We start from the raw sequence: 11,860 nt of genomic DNA, 5'->3' as shown, positions 1-11,860 counted from the left end.
TCATTTTCTGATAATACATCTCCTAATGTAACATCTTCCATTTTATCTTTATTAAAAAGTGATTTATTACTGTTAAAATAAGATGTAAGATTATATCCTTTTACCTTTATCAAACTTTCATATTCTTGTAACAAATCTCTTTGTTTCTTTACTTTTTCATCTTTGGTTGATTCATATTTTTTATCTAATTCATTAATTTTTTGTTTTATATCAAGGATTTTGATATCTCCTTCTAAATAGTCAATATCAAATCCAGCTCTTTTTAATTCTCCTTTTTTATTTTTAATTTTAGTATCAATATTTTTATCAGTTTTACCTTCCCTTATAGCATTCGAAAGATCATAAGCACCTTTAATGTCAACTTCTTTACCTGTTTCAACTTGTTTCGTTTCAGCCTTAAGTTTTTGTTGTAAAGAATTTATTTTTTCTTGTAACTGTTTCAACTTACTAATTTTTTCATAAGAAACACCCTCTTGCTTTGCGGTTTCAATTAACAAATCAAGTTTTAAATTGATATTTTCTAAATCTATTCCTAAATCTTCAATATGTCTAAATACATCTTCAGTTTCTATTTGTTTAATACTTTCAATAGCTAACAAACTACCTATGGCTTGCTCCGTATTAACTAATACCCCAAGATCAAGCAAATAATTTGCATTATCAAAATCTATCATAATCCTTTCTGCTACTGTTTTTCCTTTATTTTCCACCGTCTTTTCAGCCAAACTACTATTTGCTAATTTATTCTTTAATTTGCCTGTTACTAAATCCATATTTCCAGTAGATCTAAGAGTATTCTGTAAATTTAAGGTTGTATCTGACCATTGTTTTTCTTTTTCATTAATAAAATCTTCTCTTAATTGTCTATTTTCCTCGGGAGTTAATTCTTTTTTCTTAGCTTCCACAAGCTTTTTCATATCATATCCACTTAATTTAGCCTGTACTTCAGCAGTATCTAATTTATATTTCTCTATAATTAACTTATCAACATACTCGTTGTATTCTTTTTCATATTTTTTTGTATATTTTTCTTTTGCTTCTGCTGTTAGTTTTTCCATTTCTTTAGGAGATAGAATTTCTTTTAATAGAATTTCTTTTATCTGTTCTACTGACATTCCACTTAAACCACTATTATTTTGCAATATAAGTTCATTCCTAATTTCATTAATTTCTGCCATAGGAGATTCAGTAATACCATCAATAATATCCGATAAAACTTCTTTAAATTCTATACCGGTAAATTCCGTGTATGAAGATAATATTGATATTTGTTTAAAAATTTCATTTGCATTTTCTTGTATTGTTTTATCATTACTATACAAGTTATCTGATACTTCTTTTTTATCAATATTTTCTTTATATTTTTCTATTTCTCCTTTTACTTCTTTTAACTTAAACATATTTGCTATTTCAGGAGAAATTGAAGATAAATTTAAAATTAGAATTACATCTTCAAAATTACTAAATTTACCATTTTCTGTTTCCATTAGTTCTTTTTTTGTATCAAAAACAAAATTACCGTCCTCAATAAATTCTCCATACTCAAATAATTTATCCAAAATTATAGATTTTGCTTGATCGGTTAATCCCTTAGAAGAGAATATTGAAGTATAGTGACTTGCTATTTTGGATACAGTTAAAGTCCTTTCTAATCCTTCTCCTTCTTTTCCAATTTCTCTTCTTACTAAAGCTTCCCTTCTTCCATTGCCTTCGTTACCTTTTATTCCATCTACTGTTTCTTTTATAGCTTTTACATCTTTAAAGAAAGCTTCTGTTGCACAAACATTTAATAATCTTTCGAAATCTTCAGCTACAGAACCTTCTTTAATTGTTCTTTCTGATAAATCTTTTATTATCTCATGCAATTCACTAAATTCAATATTTAAGTCACTACCAACTTTAGTATTTCTAATAATTTCTGATGTAACTGCAAAATTTTGAACATCTTTAATATCTTTAAATTCATACTCTTTACCGGAATATTCAACTTTTATCACTTCTCCTTCTTTCATATTTCTTAAATTATCTCCAGTAACTTTAACAGAATCAACCTCTATTCCGAGTTTATTAAATGTTTTTTCTATACCTTTCGGTGAAAAATCTATTTTTGAAATTTCTTTTGCAGTTTCTGCATTTCTAAATTCCTTTGCTTCTCCTGGACCTGCCCCACCAGGTAATATCAAGAATGATAATTGTTGTGCTAATTCAGGAGGAATTCCAATAGCAGTTAAAACTGTTGTCAAAGCTTGTCTTTTTATTGTAAAGTCATAAAGGCCATAAGCTTTGCTCTTTACTGTTCCTTTCAAGTAATTTGAAGCTGTCATTTCTTCACTCATAAGTTCATTTGCACCTGAAAGTCTATTTGAAAAACTTGCGTACCTACTATTTTCAAGAAGAGGGCTAAAAACACCCTGAGCAAGAGGCATTGTCAACATCATAATAATACCAAACTCAAAACTACTTGCTAAATTTACTTCAAACACATTATCTATATCCCCACCTAACCCTTGTTTCATAAAATGCAAAATACCATTACCATCTTTACCTTCAACTAAATCTGCCAATGGACTAATAAGATATTTGTTTATTATATTAAACTCTATCCCTATCCTTGCCATTGCTAAACCAGATTCCGCTATATTAAAGACTAACAATCCTGCTCCTCTAATGACGCTACCAACTGTAATATTGGTAACTGCTCCTTGTGTTAGATTTATACCTTCCCCTGCCATTTTTAAAGATGCATCAGCTCCACCTTCCAACGTTATATCCAACATCCTCTGTCCTTCTTTAGTGAACATACTGACAAATTGTCCTTCATAATTTCCAAGTATTTTTCCTATCCACTTTCCACTATTCATAAATTTAATATTGTAATTAATACCTTTTGACAACAAACTACTTCCTTCCATAAATTTAGACATTTTAGCAACAGCACCTGCTTCTCTTAACAAAGTACCTGCACCAGGAACAAATGTTAATGCAAGTATTCCCAAACTTTTTGCAAAATCTAATGTAGAAGCTTCTCCTTTTTGCCACGCTTTATACGTATCATAACAATCATTTGCGGCTACATAAGCAAAATATACACTTGTTGCTGCTACTGCTACTTTTGTTGCAAATATTAAACCTGTAGTCAGTGTCAGAACTGCTGGGGTAGCCATACCCAAAGTAGCAACTTCAATAGCTATAGCTGCCGCAACAACTGCACTAACAACAAAGACTTTTTGCGTAGACTCAGCAGCATATTCTTGATTTGTTGTATCAACGCCATAAGCAAGCCTTGTTATTTCTCTCTCTCTTCCTTCTATAAACGATTCATTACCAAAAACCTTAGTATTAACAAAATCTGCCAACACAACAATTGGAGAGTTGATAACCAAACTTTCTACACCGGCATAAATTTGACCGCCAGTGAAACCTAAATAATTATTAAATTTTTTGCTATTTTCACTATTTGGATCAAACAAATCCCAATTCCATTCAAATTTAGCATCATTAATTTCCCATTCTCCATTTTTACCAACTGTTACTTCATTATCAAACTTACTTGAACCTGTTTTTTCACCTGTTGGCTTTCCACTTTCATCTACTTTGTCAACATCCGCACCACCCGGAGTTAAATCTTCTTTATTTAATGTTGATTTAGGTGCATATAATGCTGCAACAAGCCCATTAACTGTTGTATTACCTGACACACAGTAGAATGTTCCCGATATTTTTACATTGTTACCTTCTTGTGTAATACCAGCACTTTTAAAGAAAGGATTAAGGTTAATTATACCTTTATCTTGCTCATTCTGCTCTTGATTTTCTTCCTCACCATCACCTTTGTTACCTGTAAGTTTGTTAAACTCCTCAGCACTAAGTGTTAATCCATCAACTGATAAAACACCCACTGTTACACTAAATGTACCTTTACCAAAATCAACACTTACAAGAGAACCTTTTTCCCATTTAACATCACCTTTAGTTTGGTCTAAAACATCTTGACTAATGTATCCATTTTCACTTGTACAAGTTATTGGTTTATTTAAAGAATACATATAACCTACTACCACAGCACCTTCTGCCGGCTTGTTATCCTGACCATATTCACTATATACAGCAGATCCTGACAATTCCTCACCATTAACTGTTATTGTTTTTTCAGGATGTTGTGCAAGGTAATATGCCATTGTAGCATAACCACCTTCTTCAATAGTGAAAGTTTCTGACCCTATATCATCTATATAATCTTCAGGAACAGCAAATTCAGTATCCTGAGTACATTTAAAGCTGAACATTCCTCCATTTATATCTACAACTGAAACTTCAAAAGTTGTTGATTCCAAAGCTTTAGGACCATCTTTACCATCAGCACCATAAAAACCTTCAACAATAAAGCTCTTTACACCTTCCTGATTCATTATACCGGCAACATTATAAAAACTTCCTTTATACGTACCTGTAAAGTTAAAATTATCTAATTCACCGTCTTTTATTTGGTCACCGGTTGCTTGATAAAAACTTGCCTCAACAAATGCTCTATTTTCTTCGGGAGTTCCTAAAAATTCAAAAGAAGATTCTCCCGTATCTGACTCCCAACCATTTTCGGTAAACACATAACAGCTGTTAGATGTTACCCTAACTGTTGAACTATGCTCATTACCCTCCGCATCTGTAGCAGTTAAACCTATTTCAGAACCTTCTAAAGCTCTTGTTCCGTTACCTATAATTTTTGCTTCACCATCTACTATACTAAAATAACTTCCTGCTCCACTAAGTGTCCACCCATCTTTATCATTTCCTTTTATTACTCCAGCTGTTAGAACACTTTGCATACTTCCACCACCACTACCACTACCATTGCTACCATCGGAACCTTGTTCAAAAATTGAACTTCTATCATCCATTAAAAATCCTATAGACTCACCGGCATGGTCACCCGTAAAATCTCTTCTTATAATAGGAACAGACTCACCTTTACCATTATCTATTTCGGTTACATATCCATAAACAACAGAATCTCCATAAGGGCCATGAATTACAGATGATGTTGAAGCATCAAATGTTCTCATTTCTACTTTTCCAACTTCTCCGGTATCGTTTCCTTTATCTGTTACTATAACCGGCATATAACCATTACCGTTTGAATCAATAATTGCACCGGAACCGTCTATTGTTAAACTACTATATTTTTCATCTACATTTTTCCCCGGGAAAATATCACTATTTTCACTGTCATTTATATAGCTTCTTCTACCTTCTGCCAATCTATGTTGATCGTGAGTTGTATCATCATGATTATAAATACTATCATCACCATTAGTATATAAATCATCATATTTTTTAGCTTCGTTGCCTGTTAGCTTACCATCTCCGTTAGTATCGCATGCTTGGAAAATTAAATCCGGATTATACCCACAAAATTCGAAGAACTCTTTAATTTGTTTAGGATCATTCATATCTACGCTGTTTGACTTATTTCGACATTCTTGTACTCTTTTTTCTTTTAATATTGATAAAGTATCGGTATCAGTTTTATAGGATATATTATTACCGGACCCATCTTTTAACATACTTTTTGACTTAGAATCATAATATCCAGTAGGTACACCACCGTTACCTACACATATGTTTGTATCGCCACCTTGTATTAATTTATATTGAGCAATAAAACCTGTTTTACCCTTCCCGTCAAAAACGGAATTCCAACTGGCACATCCAGCTTCACCTTTTGCATTAACGATATTTCCACCAACAACATTAAAGTGATCATTCCAACTACCACCATTACCCATTTGTTGGCGAATCTTTAAATCTGTTCCTTCTAATTGTTTATAATAATTCAAAAATTCTTTCAATTTACTTATGTTAGTATCACCATTAGCAAAAATTCCTGTCGTTATATCAATTTTTCCATCGATGTTTTTCCCGACTAAATGTTTACCATCCTCTGTGAATTTAACATCTGTTCCTGATGCCAAAACAGCTTTATATCTATTACCAAAAGCTGCTATTGCATTTGAATTACCTGCATTAATATTTACACGTCCTGTTTCCATGTGCTGTTTGCTATCATAAAATACAAAATTGTTCCATGTTTTATCATACCCAAGTGTTATTTTATTATCAAATGCAACTTTATAAGCTTGTCCATAGTTTGCCAAAGCTTTAGCTCCTCCACCGGAAACAATAGATGAAACCAGTTGAACCCCACCATAAATATGTTTACCGAAGAAAGCTAATTGACCATTTTTTATCCCAACTTTTAAATCTGTATTTGACGAATTAGCCTGTTTATATGCAGTAGCAAAATCCGACATTGTTAAACCAGATTGTTTAACACTATTATGTATATCTTGTGATGAAATACGATGATTATTGGATAAATTGTTACCATAAAAATAAACCGTTCCTTTGCCATTGGAAGGATTTTTCTCAACACCTACTTTTAAATCAGAATCTGACTTTTGGGCAGTTGCAACATCACTAAAAAATCCCTTAAGACCTCTATCCGAGTTAACTATATCCGAATATGTTTGAATTCCTTTTATACCAGGACCACTAACACCCCAACTACCATTTGAATTTGCAGGTTTTTCCAATTTAATATCTTTAGAATTCGGAAGATTTTTTGCTTCATCCCATAAACCTTTTATTTCCTTATAACTATCATCATTTAAAATATCAGTTTTAGATATAACTTGATCGTTAGATAACTTTATGTTACCGTCAGAGTCTACCGTTCCACCCAATTCATTTGCCCTTTGTAAAGTTTTTATTGCATCAGCAGGAGAATTGAAATCTTTTACATTAACAGTATTTCCATTTGTATCTGTTATTGTTTGATTACCTCCTGAATCTTTACCCAGTGTATAACCATCAGGCAATTGTGATGCATTAAGAGTTTTATCATCTTTAACTTTTATATTTTGTAAATTTATATCATTAATTTTTATGTTTATATTACCTAGATCTATATTAACACCATTCGGTAACTGTTTCTGTATTTGTTGAAGTAGGCTACTGGATGGATCTTTCAATTGTTCCTGTATTCTGTCCTGTATTTGTTTCATTATGTCACTGTTTGGATTAGCTAATTGCTCCTGTATTTGTTTCATTATATCACTGTTCGGATTATTAAGTTGTTCCTGTAGCTTTTTATTAAAGTCACTATTTGGATCTTGTCTTTGTGCATCTATTTGTTCTTGTATATAATCAGGTGTTTGATCTCTATCTATTTGTTCTTGTATACGCTGTCTTTCTTCCTCTATAGCTTGTTGTCTTAATTCTTCTAATAATTCTTGTTTTTCTTCTTCAGGGAGTTGTTGTTGTTCTTCTGTTAAGTCTTCTTCATCCGGTACTTCAACTTCATATGTAACTTCAATCTCTACATCATATTCAATTGTTACATCAAAACTTATCTCAAAACTAAAAGAAATATAAATACCCGGTAATATTTCTACGTCAACCGATACAGTAAATGATACTGTAAACGTTTCCACTATATGCACTTTTACTGTTTCAGTTACTGTTTCCGTATGGCTTGCACCGGCAATTTCTTTCATTTGTTCCTTACTTAATTCTTTTCCTTTTTTGGCTACCGATTTGGAATCCGTTAATACTGTTACATTACCATTTTCATCTGTTGCTTTATATCCCTTACACTCTACTTTTTTACCTGTTTTAGCATCTCTACCTACAGCTTTTTCATTATTCATTAATTTTCTAAATTCTTTCTCACTATATATGACTTCTTTTCCATTATTTACATTTATATCCGTTACTCCAAATGACCCATCTTCCTTCTTATTTACTGTTATATAATGGTCACCGTTTACCCAAACTATTGCACTTTCACCGGGATTCAAACTTGCAACAAAATCATCAAAATTACATTTATATCCTTTAGAACTCTTACCGTTTATTTCGCATACTTTTTGCTGAGCTTCCATACTTGTTTTTATTTGTTTGTCACCTTTTTTGTTGTTCATTAAAAATGTTCCGGTTGCGATATCTACCGATAACTGTTGAACTGCCGCTATCATTTCACTTATACCTAAATAACTGGCCAGAGAACCTGCAGAACAGTTCATTATTCTTGCACCGTTACTTATTTGACTTAATAATACTTCAGATGCTTTTTCTAAATCTTCTTTTGTTACTCCTTGCTCTTTGAATATATTATATACCTCTTCAAGGGTTATCTTAGGTTCACCATCTTTTCTTTCACTGTTTAATTTATCAGTTATTGCCTTTAGTGTTTTATAATTTTTTTCTCCGTACTCTTGTTTTATTTTATCATCTATACTTGGTTCTTTTTTAACTAAGGAAGCTATTTCAGATACTATCTTAGATGCTATACTTGATAAACTACTAACACTTGTTTTTATTATATTATTTTCAGCTTTGTTATTTAGTGCATATACCCTCGCTGCTACATCTGCTGCTATCAACTGTATTGCTGCCATTACTTTACTTGTATTTGTATACTCTGCTAATGCTACAGCATCAGAATTTACTATTTCTGTTCCGCTATTTAATTGATTTATTATTGTTTCTGCAGCTTTATTTTTGTCCAAGTCTTGTTTTGTTACACCGGCTTTTTTGAATTCATTATATACTTGTTCAAGTGTTATTTCCGGCTCACCTTCTTCTCTTTCACTGTTTGCTTTATCCGTTAATGCTTTTAATGCTTTATACCCGGATTCTCCGTAGTCTTGCTTTATTTCTTTTGTTATTTGATCTTCTTCTTGTGAACTATCATCCTGTTTTTCTTTTACTAAATCCATAAATAGTTTTATAGTTCTATTTATTTTTTCTTCATACTCTTGTCCTTTTTCATTTGATAATTCCTGACTTTGTTGTAAATTATCATCCTGTTTATTTAAATTTGTTTGTTCTTCTTCAATTTGAGGCTGAATTTGAGCTTGTCCTTTAGCTTTTTCTTCTTCCTCAAATTTTTGTAATGCTTCATTTAATTTTGGATATTTCTGAGGATTTTCTGCTATTATAGCTTTAACTCTTTCTAATAAACTTCCTTCCGATAGCAATTCATTAACTTTATTATCTATCGCTTGTTTCTGTTCATCTGATAAACTTTGATATTGTTTGGTTTTCTTATAATCAAAAGTGTCGCCATTATTATCATTGTTAAAACCTTCTTTTGCTTTTTCTAAAAATTTCCTTGCAATTGCTTCTCCGACATGTCCGGGATTTTCATTTAAAAAGTTTTCAACCATTTCAACAACTTTTTGCATATCCGCTTTTACCATTACTTGTTGTTCTTCCGGTTTTACTTCTACTTTTGCTTGATTTTCATTGGCTTCATTTTTCGGCTCAGTGGTTACAGATTCAACTTCACTTGTAAAGCTATCTTCGTCTATGTAAGATTTAAATATATTATACAATGCTCTGTCTACATCTTTAGGTGATACTTTTAATTCATTTTCACCATTATTGATTTTATTATCGTTATTCGATAAAAATGATACTATTTTACCAACCAGAAAACCTACAACCGCCATAAAGGGACTTTTTTGAACGTAATTTTCAAAAATATTTTTGGTATTATCTCCTAACATACCAAAAAAATCTGTTGCAGTTTGTAATTCAATATCTGCTGCCAAAATATCTGTATCATTTTCTTCAGGTTTTGTTGCCTGTTCGTCATCATCTGATTGAATACCAAGTTTTGCTTTAATTGCTTTAGTATATGCTTCATCTTCAACAAATTTTCCACCACTCCATATTTTTGCTACTTTACCGTCCCATGTACCTACTACTTCCTTTTTGCCATCTTTACCTTTTTTCCATATTACGTTTTCTTTCAAATCTACATTGTCTGCAAGACTCTGCATAATCCTTACACTGTCACTAGTCTTGTCTCCACCATTTAAGACTTCCTGGGCTTTCGTATCTTCTTCAATTATCTCATCTACTTTCTTTTTTTTATCTGCAAATGCAGGTAAATTCACTATACTTATAACAAAACAAACTGTTACTAAAGTTGCAATAAACTTGTTAAACAAGCCTGTTTTGAAGTATTGTTTAACCTTATTTTCCTTATCCTTCTTACCAAAAAGTTTTTTTAATATATTCATTTTTCCTCCTAATAGAAAAACCGACTTGCAATTATTTTAATATGCAAGCCGGCTCTCTATAACATAAAATATTTTTTATATTATTTATTATATCTTTTATTCTTGTAGTGTAAATAGCAAATAATATCAAAAGTAACATAAATACCGCAGCAGTAGTTTTATCGTCATAAACTTTAATATTATTGTATAATCTGAACAAGTCGGTTACAGCTATAAAACTTATATATGTTACCGTTGTTTTTACTATGCTAAATTGAGATTGTTCACCAACCGTTCTTTCCGCTACTATTCCGCTATCGGCTGATGTGTTTGCCGGAACCGGCTGTTGATTATTTTCATTTTTATTATCAACAGGTTTGGTTGAACCTGTTTCTGCTACTATCAATTCAATAAGTTCGTGTGCCAATTTATTTGATATTACCGTTATTGCTTCGTTACACCGGCTAAACACATCAAATATTGCACTATGCACTACACAACTTAATGCCATAAAAAAATTATTTTTTACTTCGGAACTTTTTGGAATAAAACCGTTAAAAAACATTACAGCAACTAAAAAAATGCAGAGCATTTTTTTAACACTGTTTCCGGTTATAAGTTTCGGAAACGATAAACGTATTAAAGATGATGGTTTAGTAAATAATATTTTCATTTTTTAAACCTGTTTAACAGTTTTCCTATAATATTATAACACATTTAAAAAAAATTGCAAACATTAAATGTGAAAAATTTGTGAAAAATTAAAAAAATCGCTTTGCGATTTTTTAGCTGAGAAGCTGATAGCTGAGAAGCTGAGAAGTTATAAAGACAGGTTATGGGGTTATAGGTTTAACGGCAACGGCGAACGACAACGACAGCAATAACAAAACAACTTGGATTCCCGACTACAACCTTCGGGAATGACACAACGAACGGCAACGGCAAAAGACAAACGGCAGATTTTTTCTCACAAAGCTCTTCAAAAAAAGAAAAAAGCGGGTGATGGGACTTGAACCCACGACATTCTCGTTGGCAACGAGACGCTCTACCACTGAGCTACACCCGCACTACTATATAAAACTTAATAAAAAACTTTAAACTTAAAACTACAACTATGCTGGGGACGGGAGTTGAACCCGTATCCGGTTAAGGACACGCACCTCAAGCGTGCGCGTATGCCAGTTCCGCCACCCCAGCAACCTGCTGCTATTCCAACGGTTGTTGTGAAGAAGCAACCGGAATATTTGAAATTTGATCAATAACCGATTGCATACTTACCCTTGTTGACATTAAAGTTAATGCTAATGAGGTTAACATAAAGATAACAGCACAAACAACAGTAACTTTTTTTATAAATGCCATTCCGCTTGGGGCACTAAATATTTGATCGGAACCGCCGCCACCGAAAATACCTGCCATTCCGCCACCCTTACCTGCCTGAAGCAAAACTATAACTATCAAAGCCACACAAACTATAAAATGTAATGCTATAACTAAGTAATAAAGTATCATAATTTCCTTATTGTATCAAAAACAAATGCCTATTGTCAATAGGCATTTGTTTTTTAACTTATATTTTATTTTGCAGGTAATGCTGCAATTCCCGGCAAATCTTTCCCTTCCAAAAATTCCAAGGATGCTCCGCCGCCTGTAGAAACATGAGAAATTCTTTTATCTACTCCTGCTTTTTTAACCGCAGAAACGGAATCACCTCCGCCTACTACCGAAATTGCACCGTTATCGGTTGCTGTTGCAACCAATTTTGCAATTTCAACCGTTCCTTTAGAAAATTC

At 32.2% G+C, this 11,860-nt stretch carries 4 protein-coding genes and 2 tRNA genes; all 6 read right to left on the bottom strand.

From position 1 onward, the window contains the following. Positions 1–10,088: hypothetical protein (locus ACMUOV_RS04555; protein WP_413853928.1), on the bottom strand; the 10,088-nt coding region annotated here is incomplete at its 3' end. A gap of 31 nt (positions 10,089–10,119) precedes the next feature. Next, positions 10,120–10,740 carry a hypothetical protein gene (locus ACMUOV_RS04550; RefSeq protein WP_413853927.1) on the bottom strand — a complete coding sequence of 207 codons (621 nt, stop codon included), beginning with the start codon at positions 10,738–10,740 and terminating at the stop codon, positions 10,120–10,122. Between the two features lie 321 nt (positions 10,741–11,061). After that, a tRNA-Gly gene (locus ACMUOV_RS04545) sits at positions 11,062–11,133 on the bottom strand. Positions 11,134–11,182: 49 nt separating this feature from the next. Next, positions 11,183–11,264: transfer RNA gene (locus tag ACMUOV_RS04540), tRNA-Leu, on the bottom strand. A gap of 9 nt (positions 11,265–11,273) precedes the next feature. Continuing rightward, on the bottom strand, positions 11,274–11,579 hold the full coding sequence (secG, locus tag ACMUOV_RS04535; RefSeq protein WP_413853926.1) for a preprotein translocase subunit SecG: 306 nt from the start codon (positions 11,577–11,579) through the stop codon (positions 11,274–11,276). Positions 11,580–11,644: 65 nt separating this feature from the next. Beyond that, a partial coding sequence (pgk, locus tag ACMUOV_RS04530; protein WP_413853925.1) for a phosphoglycerate kinase occupies positions 11,645–11,860 on the bottom strand: 216 nt, incomplete at its 5' end.

The sequence above is a fragment of the Candidatus Ruminimicrobium bovinum genome (assembly GCF_902760015.1).
GTDB lineage: Bacteria > Elusimicrobiota > Endomicrobiia > Endomicrobiales > Endomicrobiaceae > Ruminimicrobium > Ruminimicrobium bovinum.
Note: the sequence above shows the minus strand (reverse complement) of the source record. Positions and strands in the feature narration are given on the sequence as shown.

Bases quoted from the DNA above. Each gene is read 5' to 3' on its own strand.
- ACMUOV_RS04550 (WP_413853927.1), bottom strand. From the start codon at position 10,740: ATGAAAATATTATTTACTAAACCATCATCTTTAATACGTTTATCGTTT.
- secG (WP_413853926.1), bottom strand. From the start codon at position 11,579: ATGATACTTTATTACTTAGTTATAGCATTACATTTTATAGTTTGTGTG.